This is a genomic window from Pseudomonas sp. Sample_20 (genome assembly GCF_004307585.1).
Classification (GTDB): domain Bacteria; phylum Pseudomonadota; class Gammaproteobacteria; order Pseudomonadales; family Pseudomonadaceae; genus Aquipseudomonas; species Aquipseudomonas atacamensis.
Genome location: NZ_RCOA01000070.1, coordinates 1 through 18250, shown reverse-complemented (window position 1 = coordinate 18250; position 18250 = coordinate 1). Strand labels below are relative to the sequence as shown.

Sequence of the window (18250 nt, the reverse complement as noted above, 5' to 3'; positions counted from 1 at the left end):
GCGTAGAAAATGTTTTTTGATCCATGCATCTTCGACAATGGCGAACGTCGCCAACTGCTGTCTTAATATCGCTACCCTGTTGCGCCCTGATCACTTCATCCAACTTGAATCCGAGCAATACTTGCTTTCGCCCGGAATTTTCCTGTCTACCTTCACCAGCCCGGTAAACGAGCGAAAGATGGGTACACCGTTGCGCAATAGCTGGTAATTCACTATGGCCGAATCGTTTTCCTCCATGGGTGCTATATGTGAATCGAATGGCTTGATTACTATCTTGACCGGCTCCTTGGTTACAACATCTGTCACAACCTCAGTAAAGTTAAACACCTGTGTCAAAGGGTTTCCCGACCCGTTTAAAGAATCCCATGCCTGCCAATCGAGGCTGAGGACATCCGTAAGCTGAAACAAGTCATCGAAAGGAATTTCGATACGTACCCCTTCCCAGATAAACAAGGCTTCCGGATCTTCGGGATGGTTCTTGTAACAGCCGATATAACCCCAATCATCCGCATCGGGAAAAATAACCTCTTTCAAACGTTGCGGCGGCTTAACTATTGCAAAAGTCAGGCGTCGTGAAGGCGACGTAGTAGGGTTGATCGAACGTACTGTGTAAAAAAGCTCAAACGTAGCCAAATCCGGAAGTTTCTCGGGAGCCACTGGAATACGAAACTCCGGCGCATCATCCGCGGCCCCATATTCGGCATATGCGATGTAATCAGGGTTACCGACGATGAAAATCTCAACACGGTCTTTACGCCCGCCTGAAACAGGAAAGTTCGGCCAGCGGTCAATAATACAAACGATGCCCACCTGTTTTGCGTCCGGCGGCAATGTTCCGGCGGGGTCAAGCGGATCGACGCCTTCCACTCTAGGCAAGCTCAGAAGCACACCGGGATTCAAGGGATTGCTGGAAGTTATTGGCGTTTCGATAGGCATGGAATTTCTCACTGGCGGGTCATCTTGGCCTGAAAGAAATTAAGCGCTGGTATTGGAAAGATTCCTACTGTCAGATCTGACAGGTAATCCGACCGTTTGTCGGAAACCAAATATTGCCGTGACGACTTCTGCTGCATTTGGAGGTTGACGGCTTGAGGTCAGATGGTGTCTTCTGAAACCGGTTTCAGCGGTATTGGTGCCGTCAGACCGCTATATTCAAAAACAAGGTCTAACCCATTGAATGACTTCTCCGCCGCACAGCGCAGCCGCGTGACCATGCTCGATGTCGCCGAGCGCGCCGGCGTGTCCAAGGCCAGCGTCTCACGTTTCATCGGCGATGACCGCGCCATGCTCTCCGATGCCATAGCCCGGCGCATCGAGCAGGCGATTGATGAACTCGGCTACCGCCCCAACCAAATGGCCCGTGGCCTGAAACGCGGGCGTACGCGCCTGATCGGCATGCTTGTCGCCGATATCCGTAACCCCTATTCGATTGCCGTGATGCACGGGGTGGAAACCGCCTGCCGTGCGCACGGCTACAGCCTGGTGGTGTGCAACACCGACCGCGATGACGAGCAGGAGCGCCAGCATCTGGCGCTGTTGCGCTCGTACAACATCGAAGGGCTGATCGTGAACACGCTGGGCCATCACCGGGACGAACTGCACGAACTGCGCCGCGAGATGCCGCTGGTGCTGGTGGATCGCAAGGTCGACGGGCTCGACAGCGACATGGTCGGGTTGAACAACTCGCAAGCAGTAGAGATGGCGCTCGCGCATCTCGAGCAACGCAGATATCGGGATCTTTTGCTGGTGACTGAACCGTATGACGGCACCAGCTCGCGAATCGAGCGGGTCAGCAGTTTTCAGGCGCAGATTGCTCAGCGCTCAACCCTGACTGGGGCGGTGCTGGAAACCGGTGATGATCTGAACGCGCGACTTCAAAGCTTTTTAAACACACCCGGTGATGGCCCGAAAGCGCTGTTTTGCGCCAATGGCGTCGCGGCGCTGGCGGCGACTCATGCGTTGCGCATGCTGGGTGTGCGTTTGTTTAAAGACGTCGGATTGATTGCTCTGGATGATCTGGACTGGTATCCGCTGGTGGGCAGCGGAATTACCGCGCTGGCGCAGCCGACGCAAGAGATTGGCGCGCGGGCGTTTGAGTGTCTGCTCAAGCGCTTGCGCGGAGATGATGAGATGGCGCGGGTACTGGATTTTGCGCCGGCGCTGATTGAACGGGGTTCGACCCGAGGGATTGGCGGCGTCTGATCTGACGCTTTCGCGAGCAGGCTCGCTCCCACAGGTTGATCCCATTCCATCGTGGGAGCGAGCCTGCTCGCGAAAGGGCCTGCAATAACACTACGGAATCACCTGATTTTTTTTGAACAAAAATGAAACCGGTTTCAGAGGTCAATAACAATGAATAAACCAGCCGTTTCCATCAGTCTGTCCAGCTACGGTGCCGAGCTTGTGCGCCAGCGTGGGCAGGATTCTTTTATCGAGATCCTCGCGGCAGCCGGCGCCAATCGCATCGAGTGGCGCGAAGAGTTGCTGACCCGGGAAGACCCGGCGCAACTCGCTCAGGCTACCCAGGCGCAGGGCTTGCAAAGCATTTATTCCTCACCCGCAGAACTGTGGCTGGCCGGGCAAGCGCAGCCGAATCCCGAATTGATTACCGCGCTGCAACAGGCCCAGGCGTTCGGTTCGAAATGGCTGAAAGTTTCGCTTGGCTATTTCACTGACAACTCTGATTTGCAGGCACTGGCCGAGCGACTCAAGCAAAGCCCGGTGCAACTGCTGGTGGAGAACGACCAGACCTTGCACGGCGGGCGCATCGAGCCGTTCCAGCGTTTCTTCGCCGCCGTCGAGCAGCACAACCTGCCGATCAAGATGACTTTCGACATCGGTAACTGGCACTGGCAGGATCAGTCCGCCGCCAGCGCCGCACGCGCGCTCGGCCGTCACGTCGGTTATGTGCATTGCAAAGCCGTTGCGCGCCGCGCCGACGGCAAACTGATCGCCGTACCGCCGGCCATCAGCGATCTGCATCTGTGGGAACAACTGCTGCGGCACATGGACCAAGGCGTCATGCGCGCCGCCGAATACCCGCTGCAAGGCGATGACCTGGTGCAACTGACCCGCGAACACGTCGCCGCCCTCGCCCGCCTCGGTCAATCGCGCCTGGAGCCAGCTCATGTCTGAGATCGATATTCTTTCTTTCGGTGAAACCATGGCGATGCTGGTCGCCGAGCAGACCGGCGATCTGGCGAAGGTCGAGCGATTTCACAAACGGATTGCCGGAGCCGACAGCAACGTCGCGATCGGGTTGTCCCGCCTCGGCTTCAACGTCGCATGGCTAAGCCGGGTCGGTAACGATTCACTTGGTCGCTTTGTGGTCGAGACGCTGATCAAGGAAGGTCTGGATTGCAGCCACGTCGAAGTCGATAAAAACCATCCGACCGGATTCCAGTTCAAATCGCGCAACGACGATGGCAGCGACCCGCAGGTGGAGTATTTCCGCCGTGGTTCGGCGGCCAGTCATCTGTCGCCGCACTCCATCAACGACAACCTGCTCAGCGCCCGCCATTTGCACGCCACCGGTATCCCACCGGCGCTCTCTGCCTCGGCGCGGGAAATGTCCGTCGAACTGATGAACCGCATGCGCGCCGCCGGACGCAGCGTTTCATTCGACCCGAATCTGCGCCCGAGCCTGTGGGCCAGCGAAAGCAAGATGATCCGCGAGATCAACCGCCTCGCCGCTCTCGCCCACTGGGTGTTGCCGGGGTTAAGCGAGGGCCGCTTGCTCAGCGGTTTCGACGACCCGGCCGACATTGCTGCGTTCTATCTGGACCAAGGTGCGGAGGCGGTGGCGATCAAGCTCGGGCCTGAGGGCGCTTATTACCGCACGCAGCTGGATCAGGGTTTCGTTGCCGGCGTGCCGGTGAGCAACGTGGTCGATACCGTGGGTGCCGGAGATGGCTTTGCGGTGGGGATGATCAGCGCCCTGCTCGAGCATCAGAGTTTTGCCGAGGCCGTGCAGCGAGCGAACTGGATTGGCAGTCGCGCGGTGCAGAGCCGTGGGGATATGGAGGGGTTGCCTTCCCGCTTGGAGTTGACCGCTGAATTCGCGAGCAGGCTCGCTCCCACAGGGGAATGCATTTCAAGCCTGCTCGCGAAGAGGCCCGCCTGATCACCGCAAATCAATGAACCTGCTGCGACAAAAACAACATCAGGAGTCACACCGATGAAAACCGCTACCCTCGCCACCCGCCGCTGGTGGTACATCATGCCGATCGTGTTCATCACTTACAGCCTGGCCTATCTCGATCGCGCCAACTACGGTTTCGCCGCCGCGTCGGGCATGGCCGAAGACCTGATGATCACACCGGGCTTGTCCTCGCTGCTCGGTGCGCTGTTCTTTCTTGGGTACTTTTTCTTCCAGGTACCTGGCGCGATCTACGCGCAAAAGCACAGCGTGAAAAAGCTGATCTTCGTCAGCCTGATTCTTTGGGGCGGGCTCGCCACGCTGACCGGCGTGGTGTCCAACGCCTATTGGCTGATCGTCATTCGCTTCATGCTCGGCGTGGTCGAAGCGGCGGTGATGCCGGCGATGCTGGTGTATCTCTGCCATTGGTTCACCCGTGCCGAACGCTCACGGGCCAACACCTTTCTGATCCTCGGCAACCCGGTGACCATGCTGTGGATGTCGGTGGTCTCGGGTTATCTGGTGCAGCATTTCAGCTGGCGCTGGATGTTCATCATCGAAGGTCTGCCGGCAGTGTTGTGGGCGTTTATCTGGTGGCGTCTGGCCGATGATCGTCCGGTCCAGGCCAAGTGGCTCAACGACCAGGAAAAGCAGGATCTGGAAAGCGCCCTCGCCGCAGAGCAGGTCGGCATCAAGGCTGTGAAGAACTACGCCGAGGCTTTCCGTTCGCCGAAGGTGATCATTCTCGCGCTGCAGTTTTTCTGCTGGAGCATCGGCGTTTACGGCTTTGTGTTGTGGCTGCCGTCGATCCTCAAGGCCGGCGCGCAAATGGACATGATCGAGGCCGGCTGGCTCTCGGCGCTGCCATATCTGGCGGCAGTGCTGGGCATGCTCGCGGTGTCGTGGGGTTCGGACAAATTGCAGAAGCGCAAACGCTTCGTCTGGCCGCCGCTGCTGATCGCCTCCATCGCGTTCTACGGCTCTTATGCCTTGGGCGCCGAACACTTCTGGTGGTCGTACACCCTGCTGGTCATTGCCGGCGCCTGCATGTACGCGCCATACGGGCCGTTCTTCGCCATCGTCCCGGAGATCCTGCCGGCCAACGTTGCCGGTGGCGCCATGGCGCTGATCAACAGCATGGGCGCGCTCGGCTCGTTCGGCGGTTCGTATCTGGTCGGCTACCTGAACAGCTCCACCGGCTCGCCCGGCGCGTCCTATTTATTGATGAGCGGCGCGTTGCTGTTGTCGGTGGTGCTGACGATTTTCCTCAAGCCCGGCGCCAGTGATCGCGTCGTCGCCAAAGCCGCCGCCACACCGCGTGTGCCGGCGCATTCCTGAAAGGACTTTTGCCATGAAAAAACAGGTCGTGCTGTACAAGAAACTTTCGCCCGCGCTGATGGCGCGCCTGCAAGAGCAGTTTGACGTAACGCTGATCGAAAGCCTCGACGCCGATGGCCTCATGCAGTTGCGCGATGCCCTGCCCCGCGCCCACGGTTTGCTCGGCGCCAGCCTCAAACTGGATGCGGCGTTGCTGGACCTGGCGCCGCAGCTGGAGGCAATTGCCAGCGTCTCGGTGGGTGTCGACAACTACGACATCGAGTATCTGAATCGGCGCAAGATTCTGCTGACCAACACTCCCGACGTGCTCACCGAAACCACCGCCGACACGGGTTTCGCCCTGATCCTCGCTGCAGCGCGGCGTGTGGTCGAACTGGCGAACATGGTCCGTGGCGGACAGTGGAGCCGCAACATCGGCCCGGCGCATTTCGGCACCGATGTGCATGGCAAGACGCTGGGCATCATCGGCATGGGCCGCATCGGCGAAGCGTTGGCCCAGCGTGGGCATTTCGGTTTCGGCATGCCGCTGATCTACCACAGCCAGTCGCGCAAACCGGCGGTCGAGGAGCGGTTCGCTGCGCAATATCGCAGCCTCGAAGAGTTGCTCCAACAGGCCGATTTCATTTGCCTGACTTTGCCTCTGACGGCGCAGACCGAACGTTTGATCGGCGCCGAGCAATTTGCGCTGATGCGGCCGGAGAGCATTTTCATCAATATCTCGCGCGGTAAGGTGGTCGATGAGGCGGCAATGATCGAGGCGTTGCGCAACCAGCGCATTCGCGCGGCGGGGCTGGATGTGTTCGAGCGCGAGCCGTTGAATCATGATTCGCCATTGTTGCAGTTGAGCAATGTTGTGGCCACGCCGCACATGGGCTCGGCGACCCATGAAACGCGTGAGGCAATGGCGCGGTGTGCGGTGGAGAATCTGCTGGCGGCGTTGAATGGGCAGCGGCCGGCGAATCTGGTGAATCCTCTAAACTGATCGTTCCCACGCTCTGCGTACTGATCGTTCCCACGCTCAGCGTGGGAATGCAGCCCGGGACGCTCCGCGTCCCTTCCGAAAGCTGGAACGCGGAGCGTCCCTAGAGGCGTTCCCGCGCGGAGCGTGGGAACGATCAGCAAGGCGCCGGTTCAGGCAACACAAATCCATCAGGCACTCCGCGCCTGCAGCAGCTGCACCGCACACAACGCAATCCGCGCGCAGGCATCCGCCAGTTTGACCCGATCCACCACCAGCCCGATGCGAATATGCCCCGCCGCGCTCGGCCCGAACGCTTCGCCGGCCAGCACAGAGACGCCATAACCTTCCAGCAAGCGCTCGGCAAACGCCTGAGCGCCAAGCCCAGTCTGGCGCACATCGACCATCACAAACATGCCGCCATCCGGGCAAATCGGCTGCAACCCAGGGCAACCGTACAAACGTTCGCAAACCAGATCGCGGCGCAAGCGATACTCCTCGCGCATCTGCGCGACTTCCGGCAGATCACTTTGCAGCGCCACTTGTGCGGCCTTCTGTACGAAATCCGGCAGACCGAAGAGCATGCTCAGCGACAGATTCACCAGATGCTCGGCCAAGGGTTTCGGGCCGATCATCCAGCCGATGCGCCAACCGGTCATCGCATGGGATTTCGACAGACTGTTGATCGTTGCGGTGCGCTCGGCCATGCCCGGCAGGCTCGCCGGGCTGATGTGCTCGCCTTCATATAAAAGCTCGCTGTACACCTCATCGCTGATCAACCACAGGTCATGGCGAATGCACAGCGCCGCCAGTTCCTGCCAGATCAGCAAAGACAAACTCGCGCCGCTGGGATTGTTCGGGCTGTTGAGCAACATGGCGCGGGTTCTCGGGGTGATACGCGCCGCAACATCCGCTGGGTCGACACGAAAACCGTTCTCCGGGCGCACCGGCACCGCAATCACCTTGGCACCGCAGGCGCCAAACACACCTTCGTAAGTAACGTACATCGGCTCGGCGACGATCACCTCATCACCCGGATCAAGCAGACATTGCGCCACCGAGTACACCGCGCATTGCGCGCCGGGCAGGACAATCACCTGATCAGGATCAACACGCTGACCACTGCGCTGGCGATGACGCTCGGCAATCAGCCTGCGCAGCTCGAAGCGACCACGCACGTCGGCGTAATGGGTATCGCCGGCCAACAGGCTGTCAATCGCACCATGGACGATCGGCAACGGCGTATCGAAATCCGGATCGCCGACGCTCAACAACAAAACATCAACGCCCTCGGCGCGCAGTTCCAGCGCTCGGTCGTGAATCTGCCAGGCAGCGGCACCCTCCCCGGCGATTCGTTGGGTCAAGGCTGAATAGCGCATGTACGTCTCCTGTTAGCGCGGTTTCCAGCCTTCACCGTATCTCAAATCACGAAACGCGCCACCATGGCGTTCAAATCCACTGCCAGTCGCGACAGTTCGTGGGTCGCGGCGCTGGTCTGGTTGGCGCCGGCGGCCGATTGCGTGGCGAGGTCGCGGATGTTGACCAGGTTGCGATCGACTTCGCGGGAGACTTGCGCCTGCTCTTCCGACGCGCTGGCGATAACCAGGTTGCGTTCGTTGATCTGGTGAATCGATTGCGTGATCTGCTCCAGTGCCACGCCCGCCGCGCGCGCCATTTCCAACGTGGACTGGGTGCGCTGATTGCTTTGCTGCATCGACGAAACCGCTTCTCCGGTACCGTTCTGGATGCCGGCCACCATTTTTTCGATTTCCTGAGTCGACTGCGCGGTGCGATGGGCCAAGGCGCGCACTTCGTCAGCCACCACGGCAAAACCACGGCCAGCCTCGCCGGCACGCGCCGCTTCAATCGCAGCGTTGAGCGCCAAAAGGTTGGTCTGCTCGGCGATCGCGCGAATCACGTCCAGCACCTTGCCGATGTCACGACCTTGCGCGGCGAGGCCTTCGATCATCTGCGCGGTGTTCTGCACGTCGTGAGTCATGGTCTGGATCGCGTCGACGGTTTTAACCACCTGATCGCGACCTTCGCGGGCGGCGTGGGTCGACTGGTTTGACGCTTCGGAAGTCGACACGGCGTTGCGCGCCACCTCTTCCACCGCAGCGGTCATCTCGTTGACGGCCGTGGCGGCCTGCTCGATTTCGTTGTTCTGTTGCTGCAGCCCGCGCGACGCTTCTTCAGTGACGGCGCTGAGTTCTTCGGCAGCGGCGCCCAGTTGCGTGGCGGAACCGGCGATCTGCTCGATGGTTTTGCGCAGGTTGGTCTGCATCGCGGCCAAGGCTTCGAGCAGGCGCGCCGGTTCATCCTTGCCGTCAACTTCGATGGCTTTGCTGAGGTCACCGTCGGCAATGGTTTGCGCAGCGAGCACGGCGCGGTTGAGCGGCGTGACGATGCTGCGGGTCAGCAACCAGGCGAGCAACACGGTGGCCAGTCCCGCAATCACGGCGACGATGATGATCCCGGTGATGGCGCTGTCATAGTTTTCACCGGCCTTGGTGGCCGCCGCTCTGGCCCCGGCGGTATTCATGCCGATCAGCTTGTTGAGCTGCTCGCCCATCTGATCGGTGCCTTCCTTGATGCGCGTGTTGATCAACGCGCGCATCGCTTCCAGATCGCCTTTGCGCGATAGCTCAATCATCTGATTCTGCGCTTGCAGGTAATTATCGAGCGTCGTCGAAAACGTCTGGAAGACCGCGCGCTCTTCAGGGCCTGCCGGCAACGCAGCGTAGCTGGCCTGCGCTTTGCGCACCTTGTCGACCAGCACCGCGATGCGGGTTTCTGCCTCTTGCAGGCTGGCCGGTTCGCGATTGACCAGCACGCGGAACGAGAGGATGCGCATACGCAGGACGTTTTCCGTGACCACGCTGAGGTGGGTCACGCTTGGCAACTGGTTGGTGTCCATGTCGATCGACGCCTGACGAATGACCGTCATGCGGCTGACGGCGAATACGCCGAGGACAATCACCAGCAAGGCGATAAAGGCAAAACCGAGGAAAGCACGGGGCGCGATATTCAGGTTACGCAGGGACATGGTCGGACTCTCGAAAGAAAGAAACTACGAGCGTCCATGCCGTGAGCACTGGCCCATAGCGGGCGACAGTCCGGCGGCACTGAATTGTGGTTTTGTGTGCGCCTGACCGTTGTATCGGCCAGGCTTGAGGAAGGTTTCGGGTCCGCAGTAAATATTTTTTCGGACGTTACAACAATGAAACACTGCTCCGCTGCCTTGGTAGGAGCTGTCGAGTGCAACGAGGCTGCGATCTTTTGATCTTGCTTTTAAAAGTCAAAAGATCGCAGCCTCGTTGCACTCGACAGCTCCTACATAGGCAAGCGGTTCAGCGTTTGGTGGCGAGTTGCCAGACCCGAGCAATATCTGTAGCGCGCTCACGCAGCAGGCGCGGGGCTTCGGCGCAGGCCTGTTCCAGAGTCATCGGTCCGCTGGTCACGGCGAACGCGGCGTCGATGCCGTGTTGATAGAGCTCCTGATAGCCCTCGCCCAAGGTCCCGGCAATCACGATCACCGGCACGGCGTGTTGTTTGGCAACTCGCGCAACACCGAACGGTGTTTTGCCACGCAGGGTTTGCGCATCGAAGCGGCCTTCTCCGGTAATCACCAGATCCGCACCTTTGACCGCGTCAGCGAGCCCGACCAGTTCCGCCACCACCTCGACGCCTGCCTGAAACTGCGCGCCGAGAAAAGCCTTGGCGGCAAAGCCCAGACCACCCGCCGCGCCGCTGCCCGGTTCATTGCGCACGTCCTTGCCCAATGCTTGCGCGCAGAGTTTGGCAAAGTGCCCCAGCGCCTGATCGAGCTGCTCAACCTGCGCAGGCGATGCGCCCTTCTGCGGGCCGAAAATGGCCGAGGCGCCATGGGGGCCGCAGAGCGGATTGTTAACGTCGGCGGCGATGTCGAAACGCACATCGGCCAGACGTCGATCGAGCCCACTCAGGTCCAATCGCGCCAGTTGCGCCAAGGCCAGGCCGCCGGGCACCAGAGGCTGATTTTGCGCATCCAGCAACTTCACACCCAATGCCTGCATCGCCCCGGCACCGCCGTCATTGGTCGCGCTGCCGCCGATCGCCAGGATCACTCGTTGCGCGCCGGCATCCAGCGCTGCACGAATCAATTCACCCGTGCCAAACGTGCTGCTGATGCAGGCATCGCGCTGTCCCGGCGGGACCAGTTGCAGACCGCTGGCCTCGGCCATTTCGATGATCGCGGTGTGGTTGTGCGGTAGCCAACCCCAAGCAGCATCGACCGGCGCGCCCAGTGGACCGCGCACGCGGGTGCGGCGTAACTCACCTTCGCAGGCTGCAAGAATCGACTCGACCGTGCCTTCGCCGCCATCGGCCATCGGGCATTTGATCAGCGTCGCCTGCGGCCAGACCTGCGCCAGTCCGAGGGCAATGGCTTCGGCAACGCCTTGGGCACTCAGGCTGTCCTTGAACGAGTCGGGGGCGATGACGATCTTCATGGGAATTCTCCGGTTGCAGTGGCGTTCATGCTGCCAGTCGACCTGCGCCTTGACGCCGGTCGGGTGCACAAGTGGCGTCGGCGTTTATTGTTCATTTCCACAAAAGATATGTGTTGGTCGTACCGGCCTCATCGCTGGCAAGCCAGCTCCCACAGGGTTCTGCGGTGGCTATGGACGTTATGAACGCCTTCTGACCTGTGGGAGCTGGCTTGCCAGCGATGGCGGCCTCAAGGACAACTCATGTCAATGGATCAGTCTGCGGCAGCAGCTGCACCCCAAGATACAACGCCAGCATCCCGTCCAGCTTCAACGGATCAACCCCGCTCAACTCGGCAATCCGTTCCATGCGATAGCGCAGGCTGTTGCGATGGATGCCCAGCGCTTCGGCACAGGCCTGGCTCTGCCCGTCGTGCTCGCACCAACTGCGCAGGGTCGCCAGCAACTGGCCGTTGCTGTCCTTGGCGATGACCTGGCGCAGCGGCTTGAGCAGTTCGTCCAGCGCATCATCGTTGCGATGCCGCCACAGCATGACCGGCAAGCGATAACGATTGAGCGTCAGCAGTCTCGAATTCGGCAGCACGTCTCGACCATACGCCAGCAGATCGCCGACCCGTCGATAACAGCGGCGCAACCCGGCCAGGCCATCCGCCTGCCCGCCGACGGCGATGCGCAGAATCTTCCAGCCAAGGCCATCGAGTTTTTCCAGCAGGCGATCGTGCTCGACGTTCTGGCTCGCCGGGCGACACCACAACAGCGAAGACTTCGCCGAACTCACACACCAACTGTCGGGATAACGCGAGGTCAGCCACGCACTCAGGGCCTCGACGGTTTGCCCCGGGCCATGCTCAAGCCCCAGTTCAAACAGATACGGCACACGCGTCAATTGCGGCTTAAGTCCCAACTGTTGCGCCTCATCGACCAGACGCGGCGAGTCCCCCGCCTCGCTCAACAGCAAAGCCAGCAGATCATCGCAACGCTGCCGTCGCCATTGCTGCTCGGCCTGCTGGTTGCGCTGGCCGACGAGCATTTCGGCGGTCATGCGCACCAGCTCGGCGTAGGTGCGCAATTGCTCCGGCTCGCCAGTGATGCCAAGCACGCCGATCAAGCGCTGATCGAGCAACAGCGGCAGGTTGATGCCCGGTTGCACGCCTTTGAGGTGCACCGCCGTCTGCGCATCGATTTCCACCACGCGCCCGTTGGCCAGCACCAGTTGCGCGCCTTCATGCCGGGTGTTGATGCGCTCCGGTTCACCGCTGCCGAGGATCAGGCCCTGACTGTCCATGACATTGACGTTGTACGGCAAAATGGCCATGGCCCGGTCGACGATGTCCTGGGCAAGGTCGTGATCGAGTTCGAACATAGCGGCGGCAATCCTTCATTTCAGGCACAAGCGGTTGTTCAGCCGCACAGGGTCTGGCGGCAAACCCTGTGCTCAGGCACAAAGACAATCCGGCCAAAGGTGGCCGAGACTCTCAGGGCGATCAACGTTACCCTTTGCATCGCAAAAAATCATAATAAAGAGAGAGCCGCTATGTCGCAGAGCGCCGCAGCTACCCAGACCATCGACGACGGTAAAAACGCCGTCTACAAACGCATCACCCTGCGTTTGATTCCCTTCATTTTCATCTGCTACCTGTTCAACTACCTCGACCGGGTCAACGTCGGCTTCGCCAAATTGCAGATGCTCGACGCACTGAAATTCAGCGAAACCGTATATGGCCTCGGCGCCGGCATCTTCTTCATCGGTTACGTGCTGTGCGGCGTGCCGAGCAACCTGGCATTGACCCGCTTCGGTCCTCGGCGCTGGATTGCCTTGATGATGATCACCTGGGGCACGCTGTCGACCTGCCTGTTGTTCGTCACCACCCCGACCGAGTTCTACACCCTGCGCTTTTTCACCGGTGCGGCTGAGGCGGGTTTCTTCCCGGGTGTCGTGCTGTATCTCTCGCAGTGGTTCCCGACCTTCCGCCGTGGCCGAATCATGGCGCTGTTCATGTCGGCAATCCCCGTCTCCGGGCTGCTCGGCAGCCCGTTTTCCGGCTGGATCCTTAACCACTTCGCCACCGGCCAAGGTGGCCTGGCCGGTTGGCAGTGGATGTTCCTGCTGCAAGGCATTCCGACGGTGATCCTTGGTGCGCTGGCATATTTCCTGTTGAGCGACAGCTTTGCCAACGCCAAATGGCTGACCGCCCACGAACGTTCGGTGCTCGAAGCCGACCACGCCGAAGACCTCGCCAACAAACCGAAAACGGCCACCGACTCGCTGCTTGCGGTGTTCAAGAACCCAGCGATCTGGGCCTTCGGCCTGATCTATTTCTGCATCCAGAGCGGCGTGTACGCGATCAACTTCTGGCTGCCGTCGATCATCAAGAACCTCGGCTTCAGCGATAACCTGGTGATCGGCTGGCTGAGTGCGATTCCGTACCTGCTCGCGGCGGTGTTCATGCTGGTCGTCGGCCGCTCGGCGGACTTGCGCAAGGAGCGCCGCTGGCACTTGGTGGTGCCGATGCTGATGGGCGCTGTCGGTCTGGTGATCGCAGTGAATTTCGCAGCGAATCCGGCGATTGCGATTCTCGGCCTGACCATCGCGACCATGGGCGCACTGACTGGTCTGCCGATGTTCTGGCCGGTGCCAACCGCGATGCTGAGCGCGGGCGCGGCGGCTGGAGGTCTGGCGTTGATCAACTCGATGGGGCAGATGGCCGGGTTCCTCAGCCCGTATCTGGTGGGTTGGGTCAAGGACAGCACTGGCTCGACGGATGCGGCGTTGTATGTGCTGGCGGCGGTGATCGTTGGCGGGAGTCTGCTGGCGTTGCGGATGACGAGGACGTTGCGGGCTTAATCAGAAGCGCAGATCGAAAGATCGCAGCCTTCGGCAGCTACTGTGGAATGCGTTCCCTGTAGGAAGTGCCGAAGGTTGCGATCTTTTGCGTTTAAGCGGTGCAATCATGCATAGCGCCAGCCGACGCAACATCTATGCTGAATCTGCCGGCCGCTTCGCGAGCAGGCTCGCTCCCACAGGATTTGTGGCTCCTGATGTGGGAAATAATGAGCGTCCGCTCAATATTCAGCACAGAAACCACGTATCCTGCGCGGCCCGTTCAACCATCACGTCGCGAGGACAGTTTGTCTAAAGGTATCGCTCTATCGGTTTCAGCCTCGGTGCTGTTTGCCGTCATGTATTACTACACGTCGCTGCTGACGCCTCTGAGCGGCGTGGAAATCTTCGGCTGGCGCATGCTCCTGACCGTGCCGTGCATGACCGTGTTCATGCTGGTTTCCGGGGAATGGCGGCGGGTGCTGGAGCTGTTCCGATTGATGGCAGCCAGGCCGAAGCTGATTGCCGGGCTGCTGGTTTCTTCCGCCCTGCTCGGCGTTCAGCTGTGGCTGTTCATGTGGGCACCGCTCAATGACTACAGCCTGGATGTATCGCTGGGTTATTTCTTGTTGCCGCTGGCGATGGTGCTGACCGGGCGGATTGCCTATGGCGAGAGCCTGTCTTACCTGCAGAAAATCGCCGTATTTTTTGCCAGCCTCGGCGTGTTGAACGAGTTGTATCAGGTGGGTGGTTTTTCCTGGGCGACACTGGTGGTCGTGGTCGGTTATCCGCTGTACTTCGTACTGCGCAAATACCTGAAAACCGACAACCTCGGTGGCCTGTGGGTCGACATGACCCTGATGCTGCCGGTCGCCTACTGGTTTGTGCAGGGCGGCGAACAGGGCCTGGCCGTGTTCGATCAATATCCGGGACTGATGTGGCTGATTCCGCTGCTCGGCTTGATCAGCGCTTCCGCGCTGGTGGTGTACATCATCGCCAGCCGCTTGCTGCCGTTCAGTCTGTTTGGTTTGTTGAGTTATGTGGAACCGGTGTTGTTGCTTGCGGTGGCGTTGTTGCTGGGAGAAAGCATCAAGTCGGGCGAGTGGCTGACTTACATCCCGATCTGGCTGGCGGTTGTGGTGCTGGTTTTCGAAGGCTTCAAGCATTTGACGCGGCAACGCCGCTCTTAAAAGCAAAAGATCGCAGCCTTCGGCAGCTCCTACAGGAAAAATGCATTCCAAATGTAGGAGCTGCCGAAGGCTGCGATCTTTTGATCTTAAAAAATCCCGGCCCTGCATTTCTGCAGGCCGGGATTTCTTCGTTTCAGGTTACTCGGTGGTCAGCACACCACGACGCACCTGGTCACGCTCGATCGATTCGAACAGAGCCTTGAAGTTGCCCTCGCCGAAACCGTCGTCGCCCTTGCGCTGGATGAATTCGAAGAACACCGGCCCCATCAGGGTTTCCGAGAAAATCTGCAGCAGCAGACGCTTGTCGCCCTGCTCCGAGGCACCGTCGAGCAGAATGCCGCGTGATTGCAGCTGATCGACCGGCTCGCCGTGGTTCGGCAGGCGACCTTCAAGCATTTCGTAGTAGGTGTCCGGCGGCGCGGTCATGAAGCGCATGCCGATTTTCTTCAGCTGATCCCAGGTCTTGATCAGGTCGTCGGTGAGGAACGCAACGTGCTGGATGCCCTCGCCGTTGAACTGCATCAGGAACTCTTCGATCTGCCCGGCGCCTTTGGACGACTCTTCGTTGAGCGGGATGCGGATCATGCCATCCGGTGCGGTCATGGCTTTCGAGGTCAGGCCGGTGTACTCGCCTTTGATGTCGAAGTAACGGATTTCACGGAAGTTGAACAGCTTCTCGTAGAAGTTCGCCCAGTACGCCATGCGACCGCGATAAACGTTGTGGGTCAGGTGATCGATGATCTTCAGGCCGGCGCCAACCGGGTTGCGATCAACACCTTCGATGAACACGAAGTCGATGTCGTAGATCGAGCTGCCTTCGCCGAAACGGTCGATCAGATACAGCGGCGCGCCACCGATGCCTTTGATCGCCGGCAGGTTAAGCTCCATCGGACCGGTTTCGATGTGGATCGGCTGAGCGCCGAGTTCGAGTGCGCGGGAATAGGCTTTCTGCGAATCCTTGACGCGAAACGCCATGCCGCAAACGGACGGGCCGTGTTCGGCGGCGAAGTACGAGGCGACGCTGTTGGGTTCGTTATTGAGGATCAGGTTGATCGCGCCCTGACGATAGAGGTGCACGTTCTTGGAACGGTGGGTCGCGACTTTGGTGAAGCCCATGATCTCGAAGATCGGCTCCAGCGTGCCGGGAGTCGGCGCTGCGAACTCGATGAACTCAAAGCCCATCAGGCCCATTGGGTTTTCGTATAAATCTGCCATGGTGACGCCTCATCATTTCTTATCAATTAACCAGGGTTATTTGTCAGGAAAGTGATGTAGAGGGAGGCGCACAGGAGATGCCACGCACGCTGCGCGCGAGGAAGTCTCCGTAGATCAGTTGGAACCCGAATATCTTCATTGTCGACCCAAGGCTCTTGCGGGCGAGGCTTCTGCTGCCAGAAGACGATTATTATTGTATGCGTAAATCGATTCTACACAGCGTAACGGGACCTGTCTGCCCTCTGTATAAAATCCGCTTTTTTTCGTACGGCGCAAGAGCCATCTGCCATCTATTCTCCCTTTTGGCTCAATTGTTATCGGGTCGGATTTCTAGACCACAGGATGTGTCCATGCCGCTGACCCGTCAAACCCGCCGCAAACGCAGGACCCGCATCGTCGTGACTGTGCTCAGCGGTCTGCTGCCGATCGTACTGGGCAGTGGGATTCTTTATATGCAGGCAGAACGCACACTGCAGCAAAGTGCCGGGGAGACGGCCGAACAAGCGCTGCGACAGTTCGATCTGATGCTCGATAACACGGCAGAAGCCGCTCGGGTCCTGCTGCCGCTTGCCGGGAAAAATTGCGAAGCGGTGAAACTGGCCCTGCGCGAACAAGTGACCCGCCGCCCCTTCGTGCGCTCGACCAATCTGGTCTGGGACAACAATCTCTACTGCAGCTCACTCTTCGGGGCGTTCCAGGAAGCCGTCAATGCCGGGGACTATCATCAAGGCAAACTGTGGTTGATGAACGGCAATCCGGTGACGCCTGATACGGCACTGTTGATCTACCGTCTCAGCGACGGTCGCGGTGGCGCACTGACTACACTGGATGGCTATCACTTGAGCAACATCCTGCGCCTGATCGGCCGCCAGACATTACTGACGTTGCAAGTGGGCGATAACTGGCTGTCCGCCGACGGCAAAGTTCATCAGGGATCACTGCCTGCCCCGCCGGTCGCGCGCAGCCTGCTGGAATCCGAGCGTTACGGTTTCAAAGTGTCGGCGGGTTTCCCCCAGAGCGAAGTCCGGCGCTACATGGCGGCTGAGTATCCTCCGCTGTTCAGTCTGTTGATTTTCTTCGGTGCAATCTCCGGTGCCATTGGCCACTTCGTTCAGAAGCGATCGACCTCGCCCAGCCACGAAATGATGCGCGCACTCGAGGCCGGGGAATTCATTCCTTACTTCCAGCCCGTGGTTCACGGTGACAGCAAGCAGTGGTCGGGCGCTGAAGTGCTGATGCGCTGGAATCACCCGAAAGAGGGGCTGGTACGCCCGGACCTTTTCATTCCATTTGCCGAACACTCAGGCCTGATCGTGCCGATGACCCGCTCACTGATGCAACAGACTGCGGCCCTGCTGGGACCGCACTCTGTGAACTTCGCCAAGCCTTTCCATATCGGCATCAACATCAGCGCCAGCCACTGCCAGGATCTGGAGCTGGTCGAGGATTGTCGCGACCTCTTGGCGGCGTTTGCGCCCGGCAGCGTCGAACTGGTGCTGGAATTGACGGAGCGCGAACTGATCGAGCCGAGCGACATCACGCTTCAGTTGTTTGAGCAATTGCACGCACTTGGAGTGAAAATCGCAATCGACGACTTTGGTACCGGACACTCGAGCCTTGGTTATCTACGCACCTTCAACGTCGACTTTCTAAAGATCGATCAGAGCTTTGTGGCCATGATCGGCGTAGACGCGTTATCGAGGCATATTCTCGACTCCATCATTGAACTGTCGGCCAAACTGGACTTGGGCATTGTTGCCGAAGGTGTCGAAACTCAGGCCCAGGCTGATTACCTGACCGAGCATAACGTTAACTTTTTGCAGGGCTATTTGTACGGTAGACCGATGCCTGGCGCTGATTTCCTCGAAGCATTAACTCATCATTAAATCGCCGACACTGCCCGCCGAACAACCGCACCAAATTGATACAAAAAGTCATTGTTGTTACATGGCGACAACATCAGGATTTACTCTTGTCGCATTAACTACTACAATTTTTTCAACCTGAGCCAGACTGGCAGGTGAGCCAATTATCACCGAGTCGCTTCCAGGCTCTTGGCTTATAGCTTTGTTTGCGGTTGGTATCAGCCAAACACACTATTGG

14 protein-coding genes are annotated in these 18250 nt (G+C 59.4%); 8 read left to right on the top strand and 6 right to left on the bottom strand.

All coding sequences use genetic code 11. The features are described from left to right. Nucleotides 1-90 precede the first annotated feature (90 nt). A complete protein-coding gene (locus D8U70_RS15140; protein WP_130929203.1) occupies nt 91-936 on the bottom strand; it encodes a hypothetical protein in 846 nt (281 codons plus the stop codon). A gap of 237 nt (nt 937-1173) precedes the next feature. Here D8U70_RS15140 and D8U70_RS15135 point away from each other — a divergent pair, with 237 nt between their 5' ends. From D8U70_RS15135 to D8U70_RS15115, 5 genes are all read left to right on the top strand, one after another. Beyond that, nucleotides 1174-2202 (top strand): LacI family DNA-binding transcriptional regulator, encoded by a 1029-nt coding sequence (locus D8U70_RS15135; protein ID WP_130929202.1) that lies wholly within the window; start codon nt 1174-1176, stop codon nt 2200-2202. 150 nt (nt 2203-2352) lie between these two features. Then, on the top strand, nt 2353-3135 hold the full coding sequence (locus tag D8U70_RS15130; protein ID WP_130929201.1) for a TIM barrel protein: 783 nt from the start codon (nt 2353-2355) through the stop codon (nt 3133-3135). Next, complete coding sequence (locus D8U70_RS15125; RefSeq protein WP_130929200.1) at nt 3128-4123, top strand: sugar kinase; 996 nt, start codon at nt 3128-3130, stop codon at nt 4121-4123. Before D8U70_RS15130 ends, D8U70_RS15125 begins: the two co-directional genes overlap by 8 nt. Before the next feature lie 54 nt (nt 4124-4177). Continuing rightward, nucleotides 4178-5476 (top strand): MFS transporter, encoded by a 1299-nt coding sequence (locus tag D8U70_RS15120; RefSeq protein ID WP_056789676.1) that lies wholly within the window; start codon nt 4178-4180, stop codon nt 5474-5476. 13 nt (nt 5477-5489) lie between these two features. Then, nucleotides 5490-6458, top strand: coding sequence for a D-glycerate dehydrogenase (locus D8U70_RS15115; RefSeq protein ID WP_130929199.1), 969 nt, complete (start codon nt 5490-5492; stop codon nt 6456-6458). 167 nt (nt 6459-6625) lie between these two features. On the opposite strand, the gene D8U70_RS15110 is transcribed toward D8U70_RS15115, so the two are convergent. From D8U70_RS15110 to D8U70_RS15095, 4 genes are all read right to left on the bottom strand, one after another. Next, nucleotides 6626-7813: an aminotransferase class I/II-fold pyridoxal phosphate-dependent enzyme gene (locus D8U70_RS15110; RefSeq protein WP_071172586.1), complete on the bottom strand. Its 1188-nt coding sequence runs from the start codon at nt 7811-7813 to the stop codon at nt 6626-6628. Nucleotides 7814-7854: 41 nt separating this feature from the next. Continuing rightward, a complete protein-coding gene (locus D8U70_RS15105; RefSeq protein WP_130929198.1) occupies nt 7855-9480 on the bottom strand; it encodes a methyl-accepting chemotaxis protein in 1626 nt (541 codons plus the stop codon). Between the two features lie 304 nt (nt 9481-9784). Further along, the gene (locus tag D8U70_RS15100) at nt 9785-10924 is read right to left on the bottom strand and encodes a glycerate kinase (protein WP_130929197.1); all 1140 of its coding nucleotides are present in this window, start codon (nt 10922-10924) and stop codon (nt 9785-9787) included. Between the two features lie 238 nt (nt 10925-11162). Continuing rightward, a complete protein-coding gene (locus D8U70_RS15095) occupies nt 11163-12284 on the bottom strand; it encodes a sugar diacid recognition domain-containing protein (protein ID WP_122750490.1) in 1122 nt (373 codons plus the stop codon). Between the two features lie 171 nt (nt 12285-12455). Between D8U70_RS15095 and D8U70_RS15090 the strand changes: the two genes are divergently transcribed. Next, entirely contained in the window at nt 12456-13766 is a 1311-nt protein-coding gene (locus tag D8U70_RS15090; protein WP_130929196.1) for an MFS transporter, read from the top strand. 284 nt (nt 13767-14050) lie between these two features. Next, nucleotides 14051-14932 (top strand): EamA family transporter RarD, encoded by an 882-nt coding sequence (rarD, locus tag D8U70_RS15085; protein ID WP_071172591.1) that lies wholly within the window; start codon nt 14051-14053, stop codon nt 14930-14932. A gap of 138 nt (nt 14933-15070) precedes the next feature. Here rarD and hppD read toward each other — a convergent pair whose 3' ends face one another. Then, on the bottom strand, nt 15071-16147 hold the full coding sequence (gene hppD, locus D8U70_RS15080; protein ID WP_016774910.1) for a 4-hydroxyphenylpyruvate dioxygenase: 1077 nt from the start codon (nt 16145-16147) through the stop codon (nt 15071-15073). Nucleotides 16148-16497: 350 nt separating this feature from the next. Here hppD and D8U70_RS15075 point away from each other — a divergent pair, with 350 nt between their 5' ends. After that, nucleotides 16498-18033 (top strand): EAL domain-containing protein, encoded by a 1536-nt coding sequence (locus D8U70_RS15075; protein ID WP_130929210.1) that lies wholly within the window; start codon nt 16498-16500, stop codon nt 18031-18033. Nucleotides 18034-18250: the final 217 nt, after the last annotated feature.

Excerpts from the sequence above, each read along its gene's own strand:
- D8U70_RS15140 (WP_130929203.1), bottom strand. The coding sequence starts at position 936 with ATGCCTATCGAAACGCCAATAACTTCCAGCAATCCCTTGAATCCCGGT.
- D8U70_RS15130 (WP_130929201.1), top strand. The coding sequence starts at position 2,353 with ATGAATAAACCAGCCGTTTCCATCAGTCTGTCCAGCTACGGTGCCGAG.
- D8U70_RS15125 (WP_130929200.1), top strand. The coding sequence starts at position 3,128 with ATGTCTGAGATCGATATTCTTTCTTTCGGTGAAACCATGGCGATGCTG.
- D8U70_RS15120 (WP_056789676.1), top strand. The coding sequence starts at position 4,178 with ATGAAAACCGCTACCCTCGCCACCCGCCGCTGGTGGTACATCATGCCG.
- D8U70_RS15115 (WP_130929199.1), top strand. The coding sequence starts at position 5,490 with ATGAAAAAACAGGTCGTGCTGTACAAGAAACTTTCGCCCGCGCTGATG.
- D8U70_RS15110 (WP_071172586.1), bottom strand. The coding sequence starts at position 7,813 with ATGCGCTATTCAGCCTTGACCCAACGAATCGCCGGGGAGGGTGCCGCT.
- D8U70_RS15105 (WP_130929198.1), bottom strand. The coding sequence starts at position 9,480 with ATGTCCCTGCGTAACCTGAATATCGCGCCCCGTGCTTTCCTCGGTTTT.
- D8U70_RS15100 (WP_130929197.1), bottom strand. The coding sequence starts at position 10,924 with ATGAAGATCGTCATCGCCCCCGACTCGTTCAAGGACAGCCTGAGTGCC.
- D8U70_RS15095 (WP_122750490.1), bottom strand. The coding sequence starts at position 12,284 with ATGTTCGAACTCGATCACGACCTTGCCCAGGACATCGTCGACCGGGCC.
- D8U70_RS15090 (WP_130929196.1), top strand. The coding sequence starts at position 12,456 with ATGTCGCAGAGCGCCGCAGCTACCCAGACCATCGACGACGGTAAAAAC.
- hppD (WP_016774910.1), bottom strand. The coding sequence starts at position 16,147 with ATGGCAGATTTATACGAAAACCCAATGGGCCTGATGGGCTTTGAGTTC.
- D8U70_RS15075 (WP_130929210.1), top strand. The coding sequence starts at position 16,498 with ATGCCGCTGACCCGTCAAACCCGCCGCAAACGCAGGACCCGCATCGTC.